Raw genomic sequence first — 26612 nt, 5'->3', positions numbered from 1 at the left:
CCTGCGTCAAAATCAAAGGTACTTTTACCTCTTATTTAGCCAGTTCGCCCGCCTGAGCCAATTTCAAAGGTACTTTTACCTCTTATCCCGCCTGTTCGCCCGTCTGCGTCAAAATCAAAGGTACTTTTACCTCTCATCCCGCCTGTTCGCCCGCCTGCGCCAAGCAGAGGTAATTTCGCCCAATAAAATACAAACACCCACTCCTTAGCGGAATGGGTGTGCCTGAATTAAGCTCAGCTAGACTGTTCGGTTCGATAAAACAATAACATCCCGGCGGTACGTGGCACCGGCAAACTCCAATGCTTCCGGCTCGTTCTTGCGGGGCAGCAGCGCATCCGCAATGATATTGCCGGTATGATCGAGGTATCCCTCTACGTTGAAGCTGTTATGGAATAAGCAGATTTCATCTACTCTGTCTTCCATCACAATACGCAGGGCGGTTGCCTCTTCAGCAGATAGTTCTACCCCGTTTCTCCTGGCAGGCAGGCGTTCGACCTTCACCTTCGGTCTTGCGGTTCCGAACGGAACGGCAAGCGTTTCAATGACCGTTCTTCCCGCAGCCGTCAAGGCACGCTTCACCACCGGGTTATCATAATAATTACCCTGTTTGAAGATCAGTCCCGGTTCTACGGACAGCTGATCCATCCGCTGCCCGGCAGACGGATGCACAAGCAGCAGATTAGCATCACCCAGTTGCGTGGATACCTCCCTGGTGCGGCAATCGTACGCCACTCCGCCGGGCGGCAGATGAAAGTACTGCTCGTAAGTGTGCTGCTCCTTCGCTTCAAACAGATCCACGATCAGCCAGTAGCTGTTCTTGATGAACAGAACCTTGCGGGTATGGACCACCGGATCATCATAGCGGGTATAGCCGTAATGGCTGGCAAACGTATAGTCATATTGATTATTCGTTTGAAAATCCCAGATTCTGCATGCAGCGGTAGCCGGTGTATTCCAGTGAAAGCTGCGGACATGCTGATCCTGTCCGTCTACAACTACTGTATTGTGGGCCCGGGTAGATACCGCGTATTTACGCTCCTTGTTCCATTCGAACAGCCCCATTCCTGAATCCGCCAGCAACTCGCGCCCGCCGGCATAGAGCACCAGGCTGAGCGCATCGGAATGGGCATGTCCGCCTACTCCAACGCCGGCCCGCATGGCCATATACATGTCGGTATGCTTCCAGCCCTGCCGGGAGGTCAAATATCCCCCGGCTGGAAAGCAGGCTGCCGTTTCTGCTGGCTCCACCGCCTTCAGCTGATTATAGTCCTCCACAGCTTCCGGCCCCACTCTCCAGATGAGCGAGAACGGCAGCCGCTCATGCCCCAGGAACTTGAAATCGCTGCGCTGATACAGGTATGCCCCCAGGCTCATAACATTGCGCAGTTCACTGGCTACCTGCAGGTCGGTATCGCCGAATTTGACCAATTGTCCGTCCGGGGCCAGCAAATGCATCATGACGACGAACATGTTCTCCAGAATTTCCTGATACTCACCGGCGGCGATGCCAAGCTTGTGGAACAGCGCCACCAGCTCATACAGATCGCGCATCACAACCAGATGATAGTTGGGGCTGCCTTCAAACTGCACCCCGTCCGGGTACACATTCTGCAGGATATACCCCGGCATTTCACGCATGCCGTAATCCAGCCATTCTGCGGAATCCTTCAGCTCCGGCAGAAGCAGAGCCGTCTGGATTAATCCGCGAAGCTGCATGCAGACATGATTGCCATGAGTGGCATGATACTTACGGACATATTGGCCGTGTTCATGGAAGGATTTGATCAGCTTCAGTTTGACTTCAGGCTCAAACGAAGGAGAGCTGAAGAACGTAATGAAGGCTTCCGGCAGCATGAACAGCCGCACTCCGACAGAAAGAGGGTCCCAGGTGGAATGCTCGGCCCGGAAGGTATCGTCCACCGGCATCGGGTTATCGTCAATGAAATGGCTCATCATGCCGTTGAAGCACTTGGCATATTTCTCATCGCCGGTCAGCGCATACGCTCTGGCCAGACGTTTGACATAGACAAACCGCGTCAGATGCAGCTGATACTGCGAGCTGTCGTACAGCCAGCTGTTCCAATCATAGGCTCCCTTCGGGAAAACCACTCTTTTGCCCTTGAACAGCGGAATATCGCCCTCTGCAATCCGGTCGGCCTCGGCAATGTCCTGCTTGGCTTCCTCCCCTTGGCTGTAGCTGTTCATCGCATATGCCATGAGGCTGGGAACATCCTTCACATCGAAGTAATATCTTCCGGTGTTACCGGACGCAATAATCTCCAAATAGGCATCTCTTGCCCCCGGGACGTTGCCCTCATGCAGCTTGGCTGCTACCTCTGCAAGCTCCGGCCTGTCCAGGTCCAGCATCGTTCTTAAGAATTCCTCATCAGACATCTGCGGTCTTGTGTACGCGGGATTGTGCCGCAAATCTTTATAACCAACCGTCATTGGGATCATCACCTTTTGTCCAGCGGAGCTTATCCGCATTTATTCCTTAATCGAGCCCAGCATGGCTCCCTTGGCAAAATACTTTTGCAGGAACGGGTACACGATAACAATCGGCAGCATAGCCAGCAGGATTGCAGCATTTTGCACATTGGGTCCGAGATTAGCGGCCAGCTGTGCATCCACTGCGGCCTCTGCCGAAATATTGGAGGCGCTGATCGCCACCATCTGCCGGAGAAGCGGCTGAATCGGCCAGCGCGACGTATCATTTAAGTAAATCACGGCGGAAAAGAACTCGTTCCAGAACTGCACCATAAAGAACAGCGTAAATGTGGCGATAATCGGTTTGGACAGCGGAAGCACAACCGAATATAGAATTCTGAACTCTCCCGCACCGTCAATTCTGGCCGCTTCATCCAGGCTTTCAGGAAGACTCTGGAAGAAAGAGCGGATAACCATGATATTAAAAGCACTGGAAGCTGCCGGAAGCACCACAGCCCAGTAGGAGTCAATCAGTCCGAGATTTTTAACCACCAGATAGCTGGGAATCATGCCGCCGTGGAAGATCATGGTGAAGAAAATGAACAGCAGCATGATCCGCCGGCCGGGCAAAAACTTTTTGGACAATGCATATGCCAGCGTAATCGATACAAACAGGCTTAAGAGGGTTCCCATTACTGTAATCACCACAGAGTTTCTGACCGAAGTCAGGAAGGTATCCGCATTCAGCAGATAGGCGTAGGCATCCAGCGTCCAATGCTTGGGCCAGATGAAGAAATTCCCTGCAAGTGAGTCACCGGGCGGACTAAAGGATACCGCGATAATATACAGAAAAGGCAATATCACCAGCAGGCTGATTAAGCAGATAATCACTACAATCAGGCCGTCAAACCATGTTACACGCAGCTTCATAACGTCTCCACTCCTGTTCTAGTTCTAGAATATGCCTTCTTCTCCAAGAAGCTTTGCCGCATAATTGGCCCCGAGGACGAGGATCAGACTGGCAACGGATTTGAACATGCCTACCGTGATCGCGAAGCTGTAGTTGAATTGCTCCAGACCGATATGGTAGACGAACAGATCGAACACATTGGAGACATCCAGGTTGAGGCTGTTGGTCATCAGGAAGATCTGCATAAAGTTGGAGTCCATGGAGGAGCCGAGACGGAGCAGCAGCAAAATGACGATGGTGCTTTTGATGCCGGGCAGCGTAATATGCCAGATATTCTGAAACCGGTTCGCTCCATCCACTTTGGCCGCTTCATACTGTTCAGGGTTGATCCCGGCAAGTGCCGCCAGGAATATAATGGTCCCCCAGCCTGCATCCTTCCAAATGGACTGGAAAATAACCAGCGGCCGGAACCACTCGTTGCTGACCAGGAAATTGGCGCTGCCGCCAAACCATTCGGTTAAGTAGTGATTAATCACTCCCGAAGGGCCGAAGAAGGAGATGGTAATCCCGTAAATGACCACCCAGGACAGAAAGTGGGGCAGATACACAATGGTCTGCGAGGCCCGCTTGAACACCTTCAGCCGCAGTTCATTCAGCAGCAGAGACAGAATAATCGTAAAGGGAAAATAAATGACCAGATTCAGCAGGCTGATCAGCAGCGTATTTTTCAGCAAATTATAGAAATCGGAGGTTCCGAAAAACTGTCTGAAATTATCCAGCCCCGCCCAAGGGCTGTTTATAATGCCTTTAAATGGGCTGTACTCCTTGAAAGCAAGCACCAATCCCGACATCGGGATGTAATGAAAAATTACAAAATAGAGAATTCCCGGTGCTGCCAGTAAGTAAAAGGGCCACAATTGATTGAAACGTTTAGGGCGCAAAGTTCTCTGCACAGGTCAAACCTCCTTATCCATGGGCAAAAGAAAGGGGAGTCCCCCCTTCTTCGCCTCTGTATATTATTTCGTTGTGCTTATTTATGCTCCGCGTTGTACTGATCCAGCAGGTCTTTGGTAATCTGCGCCCCTGTGCCGTTCGTCCAGGCATCAATTTCTTTCTGCACATCATCCCAAGTGCCTTCACCCAGCACATACTTCGTCATCACGGCACTCATTTTTTTGTAGCTGTCCGGATTTTTGCTCGCGGTTGCCGAGTTGTAGCTGAGGAACGGATTTTCGATTCCAATCTTGCTGATGACATCCAGAGTAGCCCTTTGAGCCTTCAGAATCTCCGGATCCTTGGAGCCGGCATATACGTAAGGGTCGACTCTGTTTTCCAGCACAAATTGGCTCGGCTTATCCAAATCGTACTGTTTTTTCTGATCTTCTGTCTGCACTGCGATGCCATCTTTGAAATCACTGGAATGGATTCCGGTCACTCCCGCTTTGGAGAATGCTACATTTTCCTCAGAGGCTGAGAAATCGAGGAAATCCACAATTTGCTGAACCTTGTCCTCCTTCACAGAACTAGGAATAGCCCACAGGCCGTAGTATCCGCCAAGTAAAGCTACGCCTTTTTGCCCGTTTGCACCTTCCAGGACATCGACAATGGCGATTTCGGCGTTCGGATCCGTCTGCTTCAGCTTTTCAATATTGGTCTCAGCCATATCGCTCACATTCCCCACAAAGGCGCCTGCCGTACCGGCCAAAAACTTGCTGCGCGCCTGCCCCTGATTTTTGAGCACCGGTGCATCTTTATCAATCAGCCCTTTACTCCAGGAATCCTTGAGCCATTCCAGAAAAGCCTTGTATTCAGGCGTCTGAAAGTCGCGGACGGCATTCCCGTTATCCAGCTTCCACATATTCGGGACGCCGAAGGCGAATTGTATCGGCGCCACACCGGCGAATGGTCCAGGGCTGTTGATGCCATCTACACCGTAAATCGAGAACGGTATGGTTTTTCCCCCGCCCGCCGGGTCCTTTTCCTTGAATACAGCCAGAGCATTCGTCAGCTCATCCACTGTCTTCGGGACAGCCAGGTTGTATTTGTCCAGCCAGTCCTTGCGGATCAGGATATTGGCTTCGCCCCCGCCATACAGGCCCCGCGGCCGGGGTATTCCGTATACTTTGCCATCAACTTTGACTCCATTCCAGACTGTATCATCGATCTGGCTGATGTTCTTAGTTTTCTCAATATAAGGAGTCAGATCATGGAAGGCCCCCATCTTCACAAGGTTGCTGAACTTGTCGTCCTTTCCGCCATCCATCAGCAGCAGATCATAGGAGTTGCCTGCCGATACGGCTACGGAGAGCTTGTCGGTGTAAGCCTCGGATGGTACGAAGGTCACGTCCAGGTCCACATTGCCCCGCTTCTCCAGGTCCTCCAGGGCTTTGTTGTTTTCCGTTGCAGGCGGGTTGCCGAAGAGAATGGTCATCGCCTTGATGCTGGCCGTTTTGCTGCCCGTTTCTGTCTTAGCGGTCCCTTCCGGCGAAGCAGAGCTTTCCGCTGCGGAATTATTGCTGCCGGAGCAACCTGCCAGTGTGCCTGCCATCAATGCCGCTGTTGCCACAAGCGGTACAAGCTTTCTTGTGAAATTCATTGTCATCCCCCGTTTGCTTGTATTGTTTGCGTTTACATCGTCCTTACACTTTGGATTATAGAAGACAGCGTATCTTATGAACATGCCGGATTCGCGCCAATGTGTAACCGTTTTTAAGATCCGCCGGAATCTGTGTTCCATAGCCATCCTTGAATGTACTATAATAATTATAGGATAGCTTATCCGCCATCCCCAGTCTAAAACCAAGTAACGGAAGTGGTTCCTATGAATTCAACCTTCTTCAGCTTTCTGCGCCGGAGCTTTTATTTCAAAATGATTCTGGTGATGCTCGCCATTTCAGTAATTCCTCTGATTGTCTTATCCTTTATTTCTGTAAGCGTCTCCAGTACAACTGTGGAAAAACAGGTCAACCGCCTGAACGCCCAGCTCGTCAACCAGGTAGTGGACCGGATTGAATTAACCATGACCAGGCTGCGGGAGCTGAGCGAGCAGTATTCACGCATTTCTTCCATTCAGAGCGCATTGGTATCGCCGTCGGCGCAATATTTCGAGGAGGTTGTCCGGAAAAAAGATCTGATCTCTGTGCTCAGCAACGCCTCGGCGATTATCGGAAACGTGGAGGGGCTGCAGGTGTATTCAGCCATTACGGGGGAAGTCCTCTCTTCCACGGAAGCCCCGGCCATGCTTGAGGATTCTCTCTACCGGCCGCTGATCGAAGCCTATTTGTCCTCAGGCAAGGCCAATCTGTTCCTGGACAAACACGCTCTGCCGGACCTTGCGATTCTGGATTCTTCAACCTACTATATTTCACGTGTCCCCTTTGACCTGTATGAGGACCTGAAGGGGGTACTGCTGATCTCAATGAATAATGACCAATTCCAGCAGCAGATTGAGAACATTCAGCTGGGCAACCGGGGGTCTATCTCTCTTTTGACCGATGACGGGATGACGATTGCCACGACCAGCAGACTGGAGCCGAAAGAAGATACCGGGCGGGTGCAGAATATTCTAAGGCACTGGAAAGAGCTGGACCGGCCGAATCAATTTGCGGTCGGCTCTTCCATTGTCTCCGTCAAGCAGACTTCCACCTACGACAACTGGATCGTGGTTTCAGAGATACCATCCAAGGAGCTGACCGCCAGCGCAGAAATCATCCGCAGAACCGTAGCTTACTTTCTGGGGATTCTGGTGTTTCTCGGTGCACTATGCGTTGTCGGGTTCGGTTATCAGTTATACCGGCCGCTCCAGGCCGTGAAACGGCAGGTCGATGCGATCAAAAAAGGGCATTTCGATGCCCGCGTCACTCATTTTGCCAACAATGAAATCGGGGATCTGGGCCGGATGCTCAACACCATGGCTGTCCGCATTCAGGACCTGCTGGCAGATCTCCATGATTCGGAGGATCTGAAGCGCAAGCTGGAAATCCGGGCGCTGCAATCGCAGATCAACCCGCATTTCATGTACAATACTCTAAACACCATCCGCATGTTCGCCATGATGAAGGATTATGAAAAGATCAATACCCTGATGGGGCGGCTGGTTGCACTGCTCCGGTATTCCATGGAAAACTATGAGCAGACGGTGCAGCTGCAGCAAGAGCTTGATTATCTCGCGGAATATGTGGGGCTGCTTAATATGCGGTACAAGTGCCAAATTCATCTCGAAACCGAAATTGAGGAGCCGCTGCGGAGCATGCAGATTCCAAAGCTGAGCCTTCAGCCGCTGATTGAAAACTCCGTCTTCCACGGCATTCTTCCGAACAAAACGCCTGAAGGGTATATTAAAGTTCATGTTTTTACCGATTCCGTAATCAACCATATCGTCATTGAAGTGAGCGACGATGGAGTTGGACTGGAGGAGGCCGCGCTGGGGACCTTGCAGCTTCACTTGCTCCGGGAAGAGTCCACAGAGAATATCGGGCTGCAGAATGTATGGATGCGGATGAAGCTGCTGTTCGGAAATGCCGCGCAGATCCTGCTCCTCAGCCCACCCGGAGAAGGTCTGACCATCCGTATCACGCTGCCGCTTGAGACTGTTCTTGTGAAGGAGGAGCATCATGAATCACTATAGAGTAGTACTAGTAGAAGACGAGATTCCGGCAAGAACCGTCTTCCGCCATTTCATTGAAGAGCGGGGCGACCTGTTCACTCTTGTCGGCGAAGCGGAAGACGGGCAGGACGGACTGGAGCTGTTCCTGAAGCATAAACCGGAGTTAATCGTAACCGATATCACGATGCCGGGAATGAACGGGCTGGAGATGCTCCGTGAAATTGAAAAAAGCGGGGAACGCCCGCCGCAGATCATCATTCTTACCTGTCATCAGGATTTCCATTATGCCCAGCAGGCCATTCATCTGAAAGCTGCCTCCTATCTGATCAAGGATGACTGCCTTTCTGATCCCGGCCTGCTGACCAGGACGATGGAGCAATTGGCTTCCCAGGTTCATTCGATCGATGAAACGCGGGAAAAGCAGTTCCAGTTGGAACAGCAGGTCCGGTTAAGCGAAATTGAGATTGAGCAGAGCCTGTTTCTGGACATGCTGCTGAACCCCGCCGCTGAAGCCAAATGGCTGCGCACGCTGGCGGAATCGCAGCTCCCGCTTCAGGAAGCCCGGTTCAAGGTGCTTTTGCTGGAGCTGGACCGGAGCTCCCTGCGCTTCCCGATCGACCAGATTGAAGAGCTGAAGCTGTGGCAGTTCGCCGGAGTCAACGTGCTGAAGGAACTGCTGGGCAGCGTAGGCGCATACAAGGTAATCGCGCTAGACAAAGGACGTTTTCTGGCCGTCTATACCGATGCCCTGAAGCTGGAGCGCCCCGGATTTCTGGAGCAGGTGCTGGAGTCCTTTGCGGCGAATCTCAAAATGAAATGCTTCGCCCTCCAGTGCAGGTTCGGGCAAGGGCTGCAGGGACGGCCCGAGGCGCTCAAACGCTTAGCCTCTGTCCCCTATCCTTTCTTTTACCGCTCCGATGAGAGCATCGGCATCGAGGAATGGGAGCAGCTCGCTTGCTTTCAGCGCATCCCGGAACCGGTGAGCCGATTCTGGAGCAAGGTGCTCAAGAAAGCGCTGCTGGAGCCGCATCTGAGCGCCGCAGCGCTGGAGCAGGAACGCAGCTCTTTATTCCGCCAGGCCATAGAGCATGGCTGGGACCCGGAGCAGATCAAATCCCTGTATCTGAGAGTTTTTCTGGACATGAGCCACACCGTCATAGGAGCCGAGGGGGGTGCGGAGCTGGAAGCGGCCTTGCGCAAAAAGCTGGAGCTGTGCCAAACCTTTGACTCCGTACACGAGACGACCTGTGCCTGCTTCCACAAGCTTCAACAGCTGCAGGAGGGCGGCAAAAAGATTGACTCCTCCATTTCAAGGATTATCCAGCACATGCGGGAAGATCTCAGCTACCCTTACAAGCTGGAGGAACTGGCTGCTTCGATTAATTACAGCGTGCCCTATTTCAGTTCCATGTTCAAAAAAGCCGTTGGCGAAAGCTTCGTTCAATATCTGACCCGCCTGCGCATTGAGAAGGCGAAGCTGCTGCTGCTCACCACCGATCACAAGACGTTTGAAATTTCCGAATCCATCGGATTTGAGAATTACAGATCGTTTAACCGGATTTTCAAAAAAGAGACGGGCGTCTCCCCTTCCGATTACCGCCGGAACGGGGCGGTGATGTCCAGATGAATCTAGCCGGGGCGAATGGCGAGCTTCGGCTTGGATTGAATTAACTTTATGCGAGGTGGATGTAGTTGCACCAGTTCATGATTGGGCAATATGGAGGATTTGACTTCAACAAATACCAGAGGGATTTTAAGGCTGGATTCTACGGCATTGAAGCCTGCTCCTTCCCGGGAGAGGAAGACTGCCGCCGCTTAATTGAGGAATCGGGAAGCAAAGGCTTTCGTGTAGGCGTTCATTTTCCGTTCCGGGCGAACAGTTCAACCATTCGGGATGCTTTGTTCCTCTCTCCTGACGCAGACGAACGCGAGGCAGCCTATGAGCATATACGGGCTGAGCTTGAATATTTGACTTCGCTGAAGCCGGAATATGTGTTGTTTCATTATCCGAAGCCGGTCATTCTGGATGACCGCGTAGACTGGAAGCTGTGGAGGTTCGGGGACCGCCGCGAATACATATATGAAAGTGAGTGCACCTTAAGCGAACTTATTGAACGTAGTGAATCATTGTTTGAGTGGCTGGACCTCAGGAGCAGGGATTATCATTTTACACCAATTCTTGAATTCGACGCCTTGAACCGTTATGTTTATGAACATGATTTTTTTGAAAATCTATTGCTGAAGTACCCGCAGATTCAACTGTGCCTGGACACCGCCAGATTGTATCTGCAGGACAAGCTTGATCCCCGGTTTGACGCAAAAGCCATCTTACGGAAATATGCCAAATATGCCGGGCTGCTCCATCTCTCCACAGTTCAAGTCAATCAAACGGTCCAAAATCCCCATTATCCGGTGCTGCCGGAGCTAAGCGTCGAGGACGGCTGGGCACCTATTGCCGAGTATTTACAGATCATCCGCGAGGCGAACAGCCGGGTAAAAATCATGTTCGAGCACCGCTCCGACTTGATCACTGAGGACCAATTGCAGCAGTGTTATGACTGGGTAGACGCCATAGTTAACGGTTCTGTATATTTATAAATGGACAAGCACATGATACAATGTGGAAATCAAGCGCTTGCCTTACATTAACAATCTTAGAGGAGTGAAGGCTGTGGCAATTAATGTGTATTTCAATTTTAATGGGAATGCCCGTGAAGCTGTGGAGTTTTATGCCGAAGTATTTGGAACAGAAGCTCCGCGGATTATGACCTTTGGAGAAGCACCCCCAGACCCTTCCCACCCTCTTCCGGAGGAGGCCAAGCATCTGGTGATGCACGCCATGCTGTTCATTGACGGCAGTCCTGTGATGTTCTCGGATGTTTTCCCTGGCATGTCTTATGTGGAAGGGAACAACGTCAACCTTACTCTGACCAATGACGATGCCGGCAAAATCAAGGACTGGTTCAACAAGCTGAAAGAAGGCGGCACAGTCATCATGGAGCTGCAGGAAACCTTCTGGAGCAAATGCTACGGTAGCCTAAAAGACAAATTCGGGATCATCTGGCAGCTAAGTCATGATAACGGCCAGGGCGCTGGCAACGCTTAAGCTCCATTCTTCATTCAACTAAGATCAGGATATAGCTCTCTGGGCAATTCGAGGGATGCTGTATCCTTTTTTATTGGATTCTAAAGTGTACCTAGAAAGAGGAAAACAATCGTTTGATGTGGAATAAAAAATTTATGATAAAGAAGCCCATTACTTTCTTTCTGAAAAATATATTGATTGCCTTGCTGTATCTGGCCATTCTGACAGGTGTGCGCATCCTGTGGTTCAACACCTACGTTGCTCCGGAGCATCCACAGGCGGTTCAGGGCGAGCTGGATTTGCGCAGCTTTGATATAGAAAACTCCCGATCTATTACATTGGATGGCGAATGGGAATTTTACCCTGAACAATTTTTAACACATGAGGATTTCCCGCAGTCCGGTAGAGACATGGAGAAGCATGGTCTTGTGAAAGTTCCGGGTGACTGGAGCAGCGGATTTATGAAAGAAGGCCATTCCTCCTTCGGATACGGGACATACAGACTGCGGATTCTGACCGGCCAGCCGCTAAAAGACCCCTACGGTTTCTGGATTCAGCGCATTCAGGCGGCCTCGGAGATTGAGATTAACGGACAGAAGGAGAATCCCTTTGGCCGTTTGGCGGAATACAAGGAAGGTTATACCCCTAGGGCAGTGTCCTACACCGCGACTTATACAGCCGGAGAAAAGCAGGAGATTGAGCTGCTCGTCCGTGTCTCCAACTTCGACCATCCCCAGAAAGGGGGGATTGTCCGCTCCATCCGCTTTGGTACACAGGCTGCGGTAGACACCGAGCGCTGGTATTCCATTGGCTTTCAGCTGGTCGCATTCATTATTATGCTGCTGCACGCCTTGTATGCAGGGATCTTATATTGCTTTAACCGGCAAAAAGTCTTTTTACTTTTTTTCCTGCTTCTTGTCGCAGTCGGCATGTCCATCATCTCGGATAATGATATCCTGCTGAAGCTCTGGCTGCCGATAAATTATACTTGGCTGCTGAAGATTAAGCTTTTGTCTTATATGTGGCTGTCTTTTTTTATGCTGCAGCTGTCACAAAGCTTCTCGGGAAGGCCGAATTCCGGTATTCTTTTCAGAAGCTATGCTGCGGTACTGGGTTTGTATTCAGCTTTTATCGTAATTATGCCTGCAGAATTTATTCTGTACACTATTCCCTTGTTCAGTATTTTGTATCTGCTCCCTGTAGCCGGTGTTGTCTGGAAGATTGTGCAAATGGTGCTGAAGAAACAAGAGGATGCCGTATTTTTGCTGTTTGCCGCGGTCGCCATCCTGTCCAGTGTGCTTTGGGGGGTTGTTGAATCCAGGGGAAACACCAGCAACTTCTTTTATCCCGTTGATATTATTGCGGCAATCATTGGTTTCTCCGCTTATTGGTTCAAGCGTTATTTCCGTAATTCTGAGGAAAACATCAAGCTGAACCGGCAACTGCAGGAAAATGACCGTCTCAAAGACCAATTCCTGGCGAATACTTCGCATGAGCTGAGGTCGCCGCTTCATGGCATTATCAGTATTGCCCAGACTGTCGCAGCCAAGGAACATACGGTAATGGACCCAAAAAGTGTCCAGGACATGGACCTGCTCCTGACCATCAGCCGCCGGATGTCACATCTGCTGAATGACCTGCTGGATGTAACCCGGCTTCAGGATAAACGGATTGAACTGCAGCGGGAGCCGCTGCCCATCCAATCGGTGGTTTCCGGTGTGATTGATATGTTCGAATTTATGACAGAGGGCCGGGCGCTCACAATGAAAAACAACATTGCGGACTCTCTCCCTCCTGTGTTCGCAGACGAGAAACGTCTGGTCCAGATTCTATTCAATCTGCTGCACAATGCAGTCAAATATACCATTGAAGGCAGTATAGCCGTAACTGCCGAAACGCAGGGCAAACAAATGCTCATTCATGTTTCCGATACAGGAGCCGGTATGGATGAGGAGACACTCAGCCGGATATTCAAGCGCTATGAGCAAGGGCAGCAGGGAATTAATGACGGGGGCGGAATCGGCCTCGGGCTGAGCATTTGCAAACAGCTCGTTGAGCTTCATCATGGAACCCTGACGGCCCGTTCCCAACCAGGCCAAGGCTCAGAGTTCACCTTCACTCTTCCTCTGGCAGAAGTAACAGACCAGCCTGCTTCCGTCTTCTCCAGCCAAGAGATGGCAAAGAATACGGAGTCGACCAGACCTTCCGTTCCGGCACACAGTCCTCTCGCAGACTTGTCCACGATCTGGAGTGCTTCGCATTCGGGAGAATCAGGCGGGGACGGCCGCCGGATCCATATTCTGGCCGTGGATGATGATTCCGTCAACCTCAAGGTACTGGCCAGTATCCTCTCTTCTGAGAATTACAATATCAGGACCGCGCTGGGCGCTCATGAAGCCTTGAACCTGCTGGGAACGGAGCAATGGGATCTCCTGATCGCCGATGTGATGATGCCGCACATCTCCGGCTATGAGCTGACGCGAATCGTTCGTGAGCGTTTTTCATTATCGGAGCTGCCCATTCTGCTGCTGACGGCACGCACACAGCCTGAAGACATTTATACCGGATTTCTGTCCGGTGCGAACGATTACCTGGTCAAACCGGTTGACGGGCTGGAGCTGAAATACAGAGTCCGTTCGCTGACAGGGCTGAAGCAATCCATTGATGAGATGCTGCGCATGGAAGCCGCCTATCTCCAGGCGCAGATACAGCCGCATTTTTTGTTCAACACTTTAAATTCAATTATGGCCTTAAGCGAAATCGATACTGCAAAAATGCGCGATCTCAGCGAGGCGTTCTCCTCCTATCTGCGGATCAGCTTCGATTATATGAATTCGCATCAGCGGGTTGCGCTCTCCCATGAACTCGAGCTGGTCCGGGCTTATGTGTATATCGAGCAAGCCCGGTTCGAAGAAAGGCTGGCCGTCGAATGGGATATCGAGGACGGGATCAATACTTCACTCCCGCCGCTCACACTGCAGCCCCTGGTGGAGAACGCGGTCAGACACGGACTGCTGAGCCGCTCGCGCGGCGGATTGCTGACCATCCGCATTCGCAGCAGCGGAGGCTTCACTTTCTTCGAGGTCAGGGACAACGGGAAAGGCATGACGCAGGAACAGGTCAGCCGCCTCCTGGACAATTCCCGCAAGGTCAGCGGAGGAATCGGCCTGCTCAATACCAACCGCCGTCTGACCCAATTGTATGGCCGCGGACTGTCAATTCAGAGTGAGCCGGGACAAGGAACCTCTGTCTCTTTTACGATACCGGAGCCGGGTAAACCGGAGGGAAAATGAACGCTTCCCTCCGCCCTGGCCAAGGCCGCCGGGGTATCCCAGCACCGCAAATCGCATTTTTATATGCGTTTGCATGCCAATCTGTGTTTTAATAAGAATACCGTTATCACAAAAATCAGCTGCGAAGGAGCTAATGCTTATGGAAATATCCGCCTTTTTGCTGCCCAAAGACCAGGTATCGTACATTACCTCTTCGATCACTATGCTGGAAGCCCTTGAACAACTGGAGCATCATTATTATTCAGCCATCCCGATTATTAATGAAGAAGGCAAATATGTAGGAACCTTATCCGAAGGCGATTTATTGTGGAAATTCAAGAATACGGCCGGCCTGAATTTTGAGAATATGCGTGAAGTGACCGTAAGCGAAATTCAGCAGCATGTCCACAACGAGAGCGTCGAGATCCACGCCCAGATGGAGGATATGCTGACACTGGCGGCTGACCAGAACTTCGTCCCGGTTGTCGATGACAAGGGAATCTTTCTGGGCATTATCCGCCGGAAGGATATCATTGAATATTACACCCGGAATATTACCGATTAGTTTATGTTCGGTTCTCCCTCTGCATACAGCAGCGGCTGCGTTGTCCTTCAGGGGACGGCGCAGCCGCTGCTGTTGCATATATGCTTTTATAAAATTTCAAACACATGGGTCAATCTGGTTAATTCGAAAATCTTCAGCACATTGGCATTCATTGCCTTAAGCTTTATGGTGCCGCCATTCTCCACGCATTTCTTGTAAGAGCTCACAATCACCCCAAGCCCGGTGCTGTCGATAAAGGCGCAGCCGCCAAAATCAAGCACAAAGCTGGAGAACCCGTCTTCAATATGCCCCCTGATCTTTTCTCTGAATTCACTGGCCTCTTCCACGGAGAACATCTCCGGCATTTCCATTACAATCTCACTCAACCTGCTCACCCCTGATTATAAATTTCTCTACGAGAATCTCCAGTTCATTCGCCATGGCGCTTACTTCCTGGGCTGAAGCTGCAAAGTTTGTCACGGTTGCCGCCTGCTCCTCTGTCGCACTGGATACATTCTCGCTGTTGATGGCTGCCAGTTCCGAAATGGTACCCATGGAATCAATCAGCTTGATAATCTGATCCGAGGTTGCCACCTCGTCCTGGGTAATATCGAGAATCTCTTTGACACTGTCCGTAATGAGCTCAACGGAATTGATAATATGCACAAAAGCGTGATCCGTCTCGGTCACCACGCGTACGCCGCCCTCAACCGCCTCTGTTGCCCCCCTCATGGAGTCTACCGCCTGCGTAATCCGCGAAACCATGTCGCTCACCAGCGCCGAAATTTCCGTCGCCTGCCTATGGGTTTCATCCGACAGCTTCCGCACCTCTTCGGCTACCACACTGAAGCCCCGGCCATGTTCCCCCGCCCGTGCCGCTTCAATAGCCGCATTAAGTGCCAGCAAATTGGTTTGCTGGGCAATTGCGTTGATCGTGCCAATGATGGTGGATACCTGGTCTGACAGCTCACTGACTGCCCGCAGCTGCTCCTCTGTCTCCAACGTGCTGCTGCTGATGGTGTTCATCGCTTCAACGGTGTCCATCACCTGCGCTCTTCCCCGCTGGGCCGCCTGATTGGTGACATCCGCATTGCCGGAAGTAGCCGCCGCTTTGCTCTGGGCCATCTGCACCAGACTGGAGAGCTGCACCAGCACCTGGGAGGCATTTACAACAGACTGGTTGTTGTTCTCCGCTCCAGCGGCAATTTCCTGGGTACTGGAGCTGATCTCCTCAATCGATGCGCTGATCTCCTCCGAAGAGGCTGCCATTTCTTCCGACATGGAGGTCAGGGAGACCGAGCCTGCCCTTACCTTTTCAATGATGGCCTTCTGCTTGTCAATCATCGTATTGAAAGCTTCACTAAGCTCCTGCAGCTCGTCTCCCGAGCGGATGGAGGTATGAACGGTCAGATTGCCTTCACCGGCACGGGACATGGCTTGCTCCAGCTTGATAATCGGATTTACAATATTCCGCGTAGTGAAGAAATAGGCCACCAGCAAGGCGATCAATATGAAGGCTATAATAATGATCAGTGTCGTGTTGCGGATTTCCGTTGCCGGGGCCATATAATCCTGAACATTGGCGGTAGTGGCCACTACCCAGTTCCCGGCAGGCTGGAAGGACATATATTTATGTACGCCTTCATAGGTGTAGAAGCCGTCGGAGGCCTTGCCGCTTTTCATGACCTGAACGAGCGCATTCAATTCCTTGTTGCTGTTGCCGTCCAGTGTCTCCTTAAGAATCTTGCCTTGTTCCGGATGATAGACAATCAGGCCCGTCCGGTCGATCATGTATCCATATCCGCTGTCACCAATCTTGACCTCCGCTACCGGAGATGACAGGGAATTGAACATAACCGTTCCGATCAGTACACCGGTAACTTGTCCATTCTGCTGAAGCGGCCGGGCGATGGCGACAATATGCTGGTTGCTCTCTTTGGAGAAAAGGACTTCACTGATTGCCTCTTTCCCCTGCAGGGCCTGCTGAAAATAATCCCGGTCCTGGATACTTAAGCCAGGATTCTCCGGGCTGCTGGTCAGCAGCACTTGTCCGTCGGTGCCGGCGATCATTAACGACTCCAGCTGCTTCGCATGATCCTGCTGTATCCCGGAAATATAGGCGTACGCCAGTTGTTTGGCAGCCTCACCCGCAGGGTTGGCGGCAAAAGCTGCCAGAGTATCGTTTTTGCTCGCGATATTAAGATAACTCCCCACAGCCTCCAGTTCGGAATCAACCGCTTTTGCTGCCGAGGCTGTAGTATCGCGCAGCTCCTCTTCAATGGTCTGCTGCAGTGTGTTAGAGGCCAGATTATAAGAAATAATGCCTGAAATCGCCAAAGGCACACTGATAATCAGAAACAGCAGAATGCTTATTTTTACTTTCAAACTCAAACTCAATTTCACAGGATTCTCTCCTTTATCAGTCTACGTGGGACATACACACTTGCTTATGTACATGGTGTTGCGAACCATCTCTGCCTTGTCGGAGAAGCAGCGGATAAGGTACAGGCCTCTCCCGCCTTCATCCAGCAGTTCATCACCGCTGATCGCTTCCGGGAACACCAAAGACCCTGATCCTTCTCCGGAGTCCTCGACCTGGAGCTCAAGCCGCTTGCCGCTAAGCAGATACCGGACAATAATCGGCTTGGTGCAGTCGCTAAGATTACCGTGATAATAGGCATTGGTGATGGCCTCAATTAGAATCAGCCGAATATCAAACGCATAGTCCTCCAGTCCAAGCTCCTGAATAATTCCGTCGATGATTCCCTGATGCTGCTCCAATCCATAGAGCCGAATTTCCTTTTGAACAGCGTTCATAGTACACTCCTTCATTCATTTAATGCTCAGGTTAAGCCAGGTGCAGTCATCCTGCAGCGAAGCATCAGCAACTTTATCGGTCAGATACTCATAGCTGCGGCTCAGTTCCTGAGTGCCAAAGAGAAGCTCCATCCCGTCGCTGTAGAAGCAAAAACGGTCGCCAGAGGAAAAGGGGACGGTAATCTCCTCAAACTCGCTGTTTCCGAACATGCCAAGCGGCGCGCCCCTAACCGTAAGACATTGGCTATCCTGATCCTTTGGCACATAGATAAATTCATTAATCCCTGCACCCGCCGCCTTCAGCACACCTGCTCCAAAATCGAGCTGAAAGCAGCAGGCGGCAATATAATCTTCGCCCAGATGCAGCATTGCCTTCTGGTTCAGCTCCTTGATGGCCTGCAGCGGATCAACGGTAACCTCCAGACAATCCGCAAACAGCACCCGGAGAGCCGATATGTTCAGTGCGGCCGTGATCCCCTTGCCGGTCACATCACCGATCATGCCGATCACCCGCTCCTCATCAATCTTATGAAAAATGAAGAAATCCCCGCTAAGGGTTCGTGCCGGAATATACAGCTTCTCCAGCTCTGCCTTGTCTTCCAGCGGAAAAGCTACGGTATGCCGGTGATTCTGCAGCTTCACCGCCCGCTCCACTTCCTTTTTGCTCTCCGTGATGTCCCTCAGCACCAGCTGCAGCGCTTTTTCTTCCTCATAAATGATCGGCACCCCTGAAATCTCCACATCAAAAATCCGTTTGTCATAACGGATCAGCCGCTGTTCAATGCGGAATCTCTCTTTGACCGTTGCCCCCCAGGCCATTAGCTTGTTGTATTTGGCGCTTTTAAGGTAATCCTCGCTAAAAAAAGCTTCGATCCTCTGGCCGATCATCTCTTTTTTCTTTTTGCCAAACATTTTTTCACTTTGCTTGTTAGCAAACAGAATCATGCCTCCGCTGTAGACCAGGATGGCTTCGGGGCATAGCTCGACCAGATCCCTGTACCGCTCCTCACTCTCCCGAAGCCGCTGCTCTGAGCGCACACGTTCGCTAATGTCGTGAATCACTGTATAGATACATGACTTCCCCAGCATGGACATCATCCCGGTGTGGATCTCCACATCGATCTGCTGTCCTCCCGCGAGCAGGTGCTTGTCCATATAAACCCTGTTTCTGCCATGCTCCCCGCCAGGCATCCCGTGCTTGATGAATGTTTCCATCCCGGATGCTTGATCCGCCTGCAGATCGGTAATATGGAGCTTGCGGAAGATGCGGAGCGGATACCCGTAGAAATCACAGGCTGCGCGGTTGGCATCGGTGATGGAACCGTCCGCAGGGTCCACCAGCAAGGTGATCAGATGATTGTTCTCATAAATGCAGCCGTAATGCTCCATGCACTGCGCGGGGCTGGGGCTCCTGTACAGATTTTTGCATTGTTTGTCTACTGCCATATTTCTTCCTCTATTCTGATTCAGCTATTGAAGTCTTACCATTATATGCATTTCAATTGCATTCAGCCGTGAATTCCGACACATACAACAAAAAAACCTGTCAGAAGCTCGATCCGTGTCAATAAAACACGAAGCTTAGTAGAAGCATAGTATCTGATAGATTTCATAGTTGACTATCCTTTAGGGGAATCCTCGGATTGCATTCTTGAGGCTCTGATTTCTCCAAATGGGCCAATCCCGGACATTTCAAAGGTATTTGTACCTTTGATTTCTCCAAAAAGATCAATATTAGGAAAATCAAAGGTATTTTTACCTCTGATTTCTTTAAATGGACCAATCCCAGGCAAATCAAAGGTATTTATACCTCTGATTTCTCTAAATGGACCAATCCCGGACATTTCAAAGGTATTTGTACCTTTGATTTCTCCAAATGGACCAATCCCAGGCAAATCAAAGGTATTTGTACCTCTGATTTCTTTAAATGGACCAATCCCAGGCAAATCAAAGGTATTTATACCTCTGATTTCTCCAAATGGACCAATCCCAGGCAAATCAAAGGTATTTGTACCTTTGATTTCTCCAAATGTTACTATCCACTGCCTGCTGGGGGCAGCATAGCACATAAAAAACCGGGCGCTCCCTCCTACTGAAGGTGAACGCCCGGTCTCGGGATATGCAGCTTACAGCTCAGTCAAAATAATGGTGCCTTGCGGAGTAATGGCGAGCGTATGCTCATACTGTGCGGACAGTCCGCCGTCGATGGTGCGGGCAGTCCATCCGTCCGCATCCACCTTGGTGCGGTAGCTTCCGGTGTTCAGCATCGGCTCGATGGTAAATACCATACCTTCCTTGATCCGCGGCCCCTTGCCTGCAGGTCCATAATGCGGGACCTCAGGCGCTTCATGCATCTCGGAGCCGATGCCGTGCCCGATAAAGTCACGAACGACCGAGAAGCCATTCGACTCGGCATAGACCTGTACGGCATGGGCGACATCTCCGATCCGGTTGCCGGCGACGGCTTGCTCAATGCCTTTGAACAAAGCTTCTTTAGTGGTATCCAGCAGCTTCTGTGCCTGTTCACTGATGTTGCCGACCGCATAGGACCAGGCCGAATCGGCCAGCCAGCCATTCAGGTTCACAACCATATCAATGGTCACGATATCCCCGTCTTTCAGCTCCTCCCGCTTCGGAAATCCATGGCAGATCACATCATTTACGGATGCGCAGGTCGCATAAGGATAGCCGTGATAGCCTTTTTGCTCCGGGGTTGCTCCCTGGGAGAGAATGAATTTCTCTGCAAACTGGTCGATTTCCCAGGTGGTTATTCCGGGCTGGATGATTTGGGCAATTTGCCGGTGGCATTCCGCAAGAATTTTGCCGGCTGCCCGCATTTTTTCAATCTCTTCCATTGTTTTCATGATAATCATTCGTTTCGCCTCTTCTGTACAGAACACATTAGTTACTATAATGGCTCTTGGATATGATTTAATGGTACTCCTCTATATTATGTAAGATAACCGCCGAAAATCCAAATTTAATCTTGTCTATGTAACAATCTTTCCAAAATCCCACTAAATAAACAGTGCAGCGGCCTGTAAGGAGGGATTGTTCAGATTGAAGGACCTGATTTGAGCCTAACCAATAGGTTTGCTGCCAAAACGAACAAAACTTCTGCGCAGTCCTTGACTGGATAAGGCAGCCATTTTGGATTTCCGTTAAGCGTTGCCTGGAGAACTCTTTATGAATCCTTCGGCAACTCCAAGTGGAAAAAGGATAACTAATTTGCTCGTGCACCATGTTCCCCCCCAGGTTAAGTGGAAAAAGGGTTACTAATTCAGCTCATTTCACTCCTGACGAAGAAATATGGCCCCATTAAGTTTCCTTTTTCCACTTAAACCTCACATTTGTTGATTTCAGGGAGAAATAGGTTCCTTTTTTCCAACTAGCCACTGCTCACATTTGCTTCTTCGCAGCGCTAGTTGAAAAAAGGCCTATCGAATCCGACTAATTTATACCCTTTGGGTGAATTCTTACAAGAAAGGGAAAAACATAATTTCCTGAATAAGAACAAACCCGCCCTCCTTCTACAGGAGAACGGGTTCATTTGCGGTTCAATCATGAAAGTTGAGTCCAGAGGTAACCGCCTTAACATATCCGCTGCGGATTACAAAGTCCCCGAAGTGTTCGCCGCTCTGGCGTTCCTTGGCGTAGCGGTGGATGATCGGTTCAAGCGTCTCCAGAATTTCCTTCTCATCGATGTTTTCCTTATACAGCTTATTCAGCCGGTCTCCGGTAAAGCCCGCTCCCAGATACATATTGTATCTGCCCGGAGCCTTCCCGATAAAAGAGATTTCCCCCAGTGCCGGTCTGGCGCAGCCATTCGGGCAGCCGGTCATGCGGATGATAATTTCTTCATCCCGCAGCCCTGCTTCGTTAATGATCGGCTCCAGCTTATCCAGCAGGTGCGGCAGGTAACGCTCTGCTTCAGCCATGGCCAATCCGCAGGTCGGCAGCGCCACGCAGGACATTGAGCTCCGCCGCAGTGCAGAATGATGCGCACCATCGGTCAATCCATATTGCTGGGCAAGTTCCATAACCTTGCGTTTCTTCACGCTGCTGACATTGGCGATAATCAGATTCTGATTGGGGGTCAGCCGGAAATTTCCGCCATGGATTAGAGCGATTTCCCTCAGGCCAGTCATCAGCTTGCTGTTTTCCGTGTCCTGAATCCGTCCGCTCTGGATATACAGCGTCAGGTTCCATTTGCCGTTCACACCCTTCACCCAGCCGTAACGGTCTCCGTTGTGGTCAAAGTGATAGGACCGTGCCGGTTCCAGCGCCCAGCCCAGCCGGTGCTGCAGCTCGCCGGTGAACCATTCCAGACCGTGCCGGTCGATGGTGTATTTGAAGCGGGCATTTTTACGGACAGAGCGGTTGCCGTAATCGCGCTGGATCGTGACAGTCTTCTCTGCCAGATCAATCACCTGCTCCAGCCGGCAGAAGCCGATCACCCGCCCAAGCTGCGGGTAAGTATTCGTGTCGCCATGGGTCATCCCCATGCCGCCGCCTACCGAAATATTGAACCCGGCCAATTTGCCGTCTTCCAGAATGGCAATTAAGCCAAGATCCTGGGAGAACACATCCACATCGTTGGATGGAGGGACGGCGAGGCCGATTTTGAACTTGCGCGGCAGGTAAACAGGGCCATAGATCGGCTCCACCTCTACGCCCTCTTTGCTGTCCACTACCTTTTCACCGTCCAGCCAGATTTCATGGTAGGCTGGCGTCCGGGGTGACAGATGATCGCTGATCCGGCGCGCCCACTCATAGACCTCGGCGTGAACCTCGGACTGGTACGGATTGGGACCGCTCATCACATTGCGGTTGACGTCCCCGCAGGCAGCGAGGGTGGTCATCAGCGTGTCGTTTATGGTTTTGATCGTTTTTTTCAGATTCCACTTGAGTACACCGTGCATTTGAAAAGCCTGTCTGGTAGTCAGCCGCAAGGTGCCGTTGCCGTATTTATGGGCCAGCTCATCCATGACCAGCCACTGCGCCGGGGTAGCCACACCGCCTGGTGCCACTACGCGCAGCATGAACTGAAAGGCCGGCTCCAGCTTCGAGCGTTCCCGTTCACTGCGCAAATCCCGGTCATCCTGCATGTAGCTGCCGTGGAACTTAAGCAGCCTGTTGTCATCTTCAGGAAGGCTCCCGGTGATCGGGTTGCTCAGCGTTTCGACAAGCGCTCCCCGCAGATAGTTGCTCTCCAGCTTAATATGTTCAACATCGCTTGGCGGGCCGCCGATGGGCTTCACCGCTGATTCATTATTCGCCATTGCTGGTAGTCTCCTTCCGCACTCACTTTTTGTTAAAGTTAATACACATCGCGCTGGTAGCGTTGCTCCTGCTGCAGATTGTCCAGATAGGCCGCTGCCGCTTCAGGGCTCAGTCCGCCTTCCTCCTGAATAACGCTGATCAGTGCAGAGTGTACGTCATGGGCCATATGCTTCTCATCGCCGCAGACATAGATATGTGCGCCTTCCTGAAGCCAGGCATACAGCTCGCGGCTGTGCTCCAGCAGGCGGTGCTGCACATATACCTTCTCTTCAGTATCCCGGGAAAAAGCCACGTCCAGCTTCGTCAGCACGCCGTCCTTGAGCATCCGCTGCCAGTCCGTCTGGTAGAGGAAGTCCGTCACGAAATGACGGTCGCCGTAGAACAGCCATGTCTTGCCTGCTGCACCCTGCTCTTCCCGCTCCTCCAGGAACGAACGGAACGGTGCAACTCCCGTGCCGGGTCCGATCATGATTACAGGCACATCGGGATTCGCCGGAAGCTTGAAATTCGGATTGTTCTGAATATAGATCGGCAGCGTATCCCCAGGCTGCACGCGTTCGGCGCAGTGCACTGAGCAGACACCATAGCGTTCACGTCCATGGGATTCATAACGTACCGCGCGTACGGTGAAATGAACCTCTTCGGGATTGGCCTTATAGCTGCTGGCAATGGAATACAGTCTGGCCGGCAGCTTGCGCAGAATCGTTACGAAGCTGCGGGCCGGAACATCCCATGGCGAGAAGTCTTGAATCAGGTCCAGCAGATCGCGTCCCTGGATATATTCCTTGAGCTGCGGTGCCCGGTCCGGCAGCAGAAGCTCATGAAGACCGGCAGCTGAGGACAGCTTCGCCGCCTGCTCCAGCAGCGGTTTGGTCAGGACCGTAATTTCATAGTGGCGGAGGAGCGCTTCACGCAGCGTGCCCTCTTCGCCTTTTTTGTTCAGGGGAACGCGTTCATCTGAATTCCAGCCCATAGCGGCAATAATCTCATCTACCAGGCGGGGGTGATTCTCGGGATAGACTCCCAGGGCGTCGCCCGGTTCGAAGGTTATGTTCGAACCTGCCAGCGACAGCTCCAGATGACGGGTTTCCCGGTCCGAGCCGCGGCCGTTCAGATTCAGATTCTCCAGGACTTCAGCCTGAAAAGGATTATTGCGTGAATAAGCCGATTGCAGCGATTCCGCATGCTCTGCCGCAAGCACGGCTTCTTCAGCAATAGCCGGAGCGCTTCCAGCACCGTTAAGGGCGGTGATCACTTGTTCCATCCACGCAGCAACCTGCTCGTCATAGTCCAGATCGCAATCGACGCGCGGGCTCAGGCGCTGGCCGCCGAGTTCTTCCAGCTTCTGATCGAAATCCTTGCCGGTCTGGCAAAAGAACTCATAAGAGGTATCCCCGAGTGCCAGCACTGAAAAGCGCAAATGCTCCAAGCGGGGAGCTCTTTTACTATTGAGAAATTCATGAAAAGAACGTGCGTTATCCGGTGGTTCGCCCTCGCCATGAGTGCTGACCAGGATCAGCAGGTTCTCCACCTTCTTCAGCGTGTTGGGCTTAAAGCTGTTCATTGCGGACACTGTGATCTCGAACCCCTGCTCCTTCAGCTTGCCGGACAGGCTGGATGCAAGGCGCTGGCAGTTGCCGGTCTGCGATCCGAAGAGCACGGTGACCTCACGGGAAATGGCGGGCTCCACCGTACCTCCTGCAGCTGCCGTACTTGCGGACGGAGCTGTAAAAACAGCGGGGGCTGCTGCGGAAACAGCTGCTGCTCCCTGCAGTGTCATTGCCGATATATAACCGCCAAGCCAAATTTGCTGCGTCTGCGTCAGTGTCGGCAGAAGCCGGTTAAGAAGCTCAACCTGTTCCTCGTTAAAAGGACTGTTCGTAACTTGTAATTGCAACAATATCGACCTCTCCTCAGCATGAAATCTGCTTCCCTCTAACATCTTGAATTCAGGCTATCACAATTATATGAAACGATCAACGAGCCCCCAAGCTGCCAAATTCAAGCTATAAAACCAATAAATTCAATAAAACGCAGAAAAGCCGCTTAAATCAGAGTAAAAAGCTCTGATTTAACCAGCTTCATTATAATTTGTGATAACTTCTATTAGATAAAATGATACTTATTTTTGCCCTAAAACCAGTCCTGAGACCTTAACCGGGCCCATAGTCAGCAGCTGCACCAACTGTCCGGGCATACATGCAGGGAGGGGTGAGGCTCCCCTTGCTTTTCATCTTTTGACCATCACCCGCTTGAGCGGTTCCTTCAGCAGGTGCACCAGAACCAGAAGCCCTCCGGCGTTGATCGCCAGGTCTGCGAGATTCAGGATACCGCCCCGGCTGCCGAAGACCAGAAAATCGGTCACCTGGTGGTAAAGGACACGGTCAATGGCGTTGCCGACAGCCCCGCCGACCAGGAAACCGGTGGCAGCCTCCAGTATGGGACCGCGCAGCTCCCCCTTGCGTCTGTAGTAGAATACTCCAGCGACAAAAAGCACGGCAATGATGGCGAAATATTTTCCATAACCCTGAAATGAGCTGAATGCTGCCCCGCTGTTCTCATAATATGTAAATTGTAAGTGTCCGCTCCACACCTGAATAGTCTCCCCAAGCTGCATATTGGAGCGTACTCCCCACTTGGCAGCCTGGTCTGCGATCACGACCAATATAGCTATCACATAAAATAGCATCACAGCCGCCCCCTCTGCACTTGGAATAATGAATAAACCTATGGATTCTAAACACAGCTTATCACATTACAGCCCCTGGAATCATCCTTCAGTTCTCACACTTTCCTTACACCCGGCCAGATCCTTCATGTTACAGCTGATCGTGTATGGGTTAAACATTGTTAAGCTAACAATCGAACCTGGAGGATGATACCATGGAGTATTTATCCGTACTAGTGAAGCTTATAGCCGGATTTGTCGGATTATGGGCCATGACAAGACTGCTGGGCAAAAAGGAAATTTCAGCCTTAACCCCTTTCGACTTTATCTCGGCCGTAATTCTTGGCGATTTGGTAGGGGATACCATATATGAGCCGGATAAATCTGTACTCCTGCTGCTGTTTGCACTGGCTGTCTGGACGGTGCTTTCTATTATATTTGAAAAGATTACCCAGCTGGTGCGCAAATTGCGCAAACCGCTGGAGGGGGAGCCGGAGATCCTTATCCGGGACGGAAAGATTGACCTCGCCAAGCTGCGCAAAAATAATCTCGACTTCGAGCAGTTGCGGATGATGCTGCGTGCGAAGGATACGTTCTCAATGAATGAGGTGGCATATGCCATCTATGAAACCAACGGATCACTAAGCATCCTTAAGAAGCCGCAATACGAGCCGGCCACACGGGAGGAGCTGGACATCAAACCGCAGCACACCCGGCTGCCCCGCAGTCTGGTGGAATCCGGTGTGGTGCAGCGGGCAGCGCTTTCCAGTCTGGGGCATGACGAAACCTGGCTGCGCAGGAAGCTTCAGGAGAAAGGCCACCCGGATCTTGATTCCGTAGCGTATGCGGAAATCAACGAGGAGGGGGAGCTGGCCATCATCCCTTCAACGTCGCAGCAAGCGAAACCCGGCGAATATTAAGCCCGGGAACACAAGGTCTCACAGCGTGATTGCATTTCCTGCAACAGATTGCTCCGCAAGCTCCGGTAAAAGACCATCGA

Annotated in this window: 21 protein-coding genes; 8 read left to right on the top strand and 13 right to left on the bottom strand. The window is 51.5% G+C overall.

Features of this window, described 5'->3' with window-relative positions; translation table 11 throughout:
• The coding region (locus BLQ82_RS32440; RefSeq protein ID WP_208861958.1) for a hypothetical protein at positions 1–208 on the top strand (208 nt) is incomplete at its 5' end.
• A 29-nt stretch (positions 209–237) separates the two neighbouring features.
• On the opposite strand, the gene BLQ82_RS27830 is transcribed toward BLQ82_RS32440, so the two are convergent.
• From BLQ82_RS27830 to BLQ82_RS27815, 4 genes are all read right to left on the bottom strand, one after another.
• Positions 238–2448, bottom strand: a complete 2211-nt coding sequence (locus BLQ82_RS27830) for an alginate lyase family protein (protein ID WP_062521480.1) — start codon at positions 2446–2448, stop codon at positions 238–240.
• 39 nt (positions 2449–2487) lie between these two features.
• Entirely contained in the window at positions 2488–3357 is an 870-nt protein-coding gene (locus tag BLQ82_RS27825) for a carbohydrate ABC transporter permease (protein ID WP_062521478.1), read from the bottom strand.
• 24 nt (positions 3358–3381) lie between these two features.
• Positions 3382–4290: an ABC transporter permease gene (locus tag BLQ82_RS27820; protein ID WP_062521476.1), complete on the bottom strand. Its 909-nt coding sequence runs from the start codon at positions 4288–4290 to the stop codon at positions 3382–3384.
• 77 nt (positions 4291–4367) lie between these two features.
• Positions 4368–5933 carry an extracellular solute-binding protein gene (locus BLQ82_RS27815; protein WP_062521474.1) on the bottom strand — a complete coding sequence of 522 codons (1566 nt, stop codon included), beginning with the start codon at positions 5931–5933 and terminating at the stop codon, positions 4368–4370.
• A gap of 225 nt (positions 5934–6158) precedes the next feature.
• Here BLQ82_RS27815 and BLQ82_RS27810 point away from each other — a divergent pair, with 225 nt between their 5' ends.
• The 6 genes from BLQ82_RS27810 (at position 6159) to BLQ82_RS27785 (ending at position 14865) form a co-directional block, all read left to right on the top strand.
• Positions 6159–7964 carry a cache domain-containing sensor histidine kinase gene (locus BLQ82_RS27810; RefSeq protein WP_062521472.1) on the top strand — a complete coding sequence of 602 codons (1806 nt, stop codon included), beginning with the start codon at positions 6159–6161 and terminating at the stop codon, positions 7962–7964.
• Positions 7951–9570 carry a helix-turn-helix domain-containing protein gene (locus BLQ82_RS27805; protein WP_062521470.1) on the top strand — a complete coding sequence of 540 codons (1620 nt, stop codon included), beginning with the start codon at positions 7951–7953 and terminating at the stop codon, positions 9568–9570. Before BLQ82_RS27810 ends, BLQ82_RS27805 begins: the two co-directional genes overlap by 14 nt.
• Before the next feature lie 65 nt (positions 9571–9635).
• Positions 9636–10541, top strand: a complete 906-nt coding sequence (locus BLQ82_RS27800; protein ID WP_143013579.1) for an apurinic/apyrimidinic endonuclease family protein — start codon at positions 9636–9638, stop codon at positions 10539–10541.
• Positions 10542–10614: 73 nt separating this feature from the next.
• Positions 10615–11049, top strand: a complete 435-nt coding sequence (locus BLQ82_RS27795; protein WP_062521468.1) for a VOC family protein — start codon at positions 10615–10617, stop codon at positions 11047–11049.
• Between the two features lie 134 nt (positions 11050–11183).
• The gene (locus BLQ82_RS27790) at positions 11184–14321 is read left to right on the top strand and encodes a hybrid sensor histidine kinase/response regulator (RefSeq protein WP_062521542.1); all 3138 of its coding nucleotides are present in this window, start codon (positions 11184–11186) and stop codon (positions 14319–14321) included.
• Between the two features lie 139 nt (positions 14322–14460).
• Entirely contained in the window at positions 14461–14865 is a 405-nt protein-coding gene (locus BLQ82_RS27785) for a CBS domain-containing protein (protein ID WP_025707116.1), read from the top strand.
• A gap of 86 nt (positions 14866–14951) precedes the next feature.
• Here the strand turns inward: BLQ82_RS27785 and BLQ82_RS27780 are convergent, their stop codons facing one another.
• The 9 genes from BLQ82_RS27780 to lspA form a co-directional block, all read right to left on the bottom strand.
• On the bottom strand, positions 14952–15239 hold the full coding sequence (locus tag BLQ82_RS27780; protein WP_244281029.1) for an STAS domain-containing protein: 288 nt from the start codon (positions 15237–15239) through the stop codon (positions 14952–14954).
• Positions 15223–17247 carry a methyl-accepting chemotaxis protein gene (locus BLQ82_RS27775; protein WP_062521466.1) on the bottom strand — a complete coding sequence of 675 codons (2025 nt, stop codon included), beginning with the start codon at positions 17245–17247 and terminating at the stop codon, positions 15223–15225. Before BLQ82_RS27775 ends, BLQ82_RS27780 begins: the two co-directional genes overlap by 17 nt.
• A 21-nt stretch (positions 17248–17268) precedes the next feature.
• Entirely contained in the window at positions 17269–17661 is a 393-nt protein-coding gene (locus tag BLQ82_RS27770; protein WP_062521464.1) for an ATP-binding protein, read from the bottom strand.
• A gap of 15 nt (positions 17662–17676) precedes the next feature.
• Positions 17677–19107, bottom strand: coding sequence for a SpoIIE family protein phosphatase (locus tag BLQ82_RS27765; protein WP_083351123.1), 1431 nt, complete (start codon positions 19105–19107; stop codon positions 17677–17679).
• A gap of 173 nt (positions 19108–19280) precedes the next feature.
• A complete protein-coding gene (locus BLQ82_RS27760) occupies positions 19281–19730 on the bottom strand; it encodes a hypothetical protein (RefSeq protein ID WP_062521461.1) in 450 nt (149 codons plus the stop codon).
• A gap of 57 nt (positions 19731–19787) precedes the next feature.
• Positions 19788–20534, bottom strand: coding sequence for a type I methionyl aminopeptidase (map, locus tag BLQ82_RS27755; RefSeq protein WP_062521460.1), 747 nt, complete (start codon positions 20532–20534; stop codon positions 19788–19790).
• Between the two features lie 684 nt (positions 20535–21218).
• The gene (cysI, locus tag BLQ82_RS27750; RefSeq protein WP_062521458.1) at positions 21219–22943 is read right to left on the bottom strand and encodes an assimilatory sulfite reductase (NADPH) hemoprotein subunit; all 1725 of its coding nucleotides are present in this window, start codon (positions 22941–22943) and stop codon (positions 21219–21221) included.
• 38 nt (positions 22944–22981) lie between these two features.
• Entirely contained in the window at positions 22982–24841 is a 1860-nt protein-coding gene (locus BLQ82_RS27745) for an assimilatory sulfite reductase (NADPH) flavoprotein subunit (RefSeq protein ID WP_062521538.1), read from the bottom strand.
• 333 nt (positions 24842–25174) lie between these two features.
• Positions 25175–25633, bottom strand: a complete 459-nt coding sequence (gene lspA / locus BLQ82_RS27740; RefSeq protein ID WP_062521457.1) for a signal peptidase II — start codon at positions 25631–25633, stop codon at positions 25175–25177.
• Positions 25634–25827: 194 nt separating this feature from the next.
• Here lspA and BLQ82_RS27735 point away from each other — a divergent pair, with 194 nt between their 5' ends.
• Positions 25828–26532: a DUF421 domain-containing protein gene (locus BLQ82_RS27735; protein ID WP_062521455.1), complete on the top strand. Its 705-nt coding sequence runs from the start codon at positions 25828–25830 to the stop codon at positions 26530–26532.
• Positions 26533–26612: the final 80 nt, after the last annotated feature.

The organism is Paenibacillus jilunlii (assembly GCF_900102965.1).
Taxonomy (GTDB): Bacteria; Bacillota; Bacilli; order Paenibacillales; family Paenibacillaceae; genus Paenibacillus_AQ; species Paenibacillus_AQ jilunlii.
This window is presented reverse-complemented; position numbering and strand designations above follow the sequence as displayed.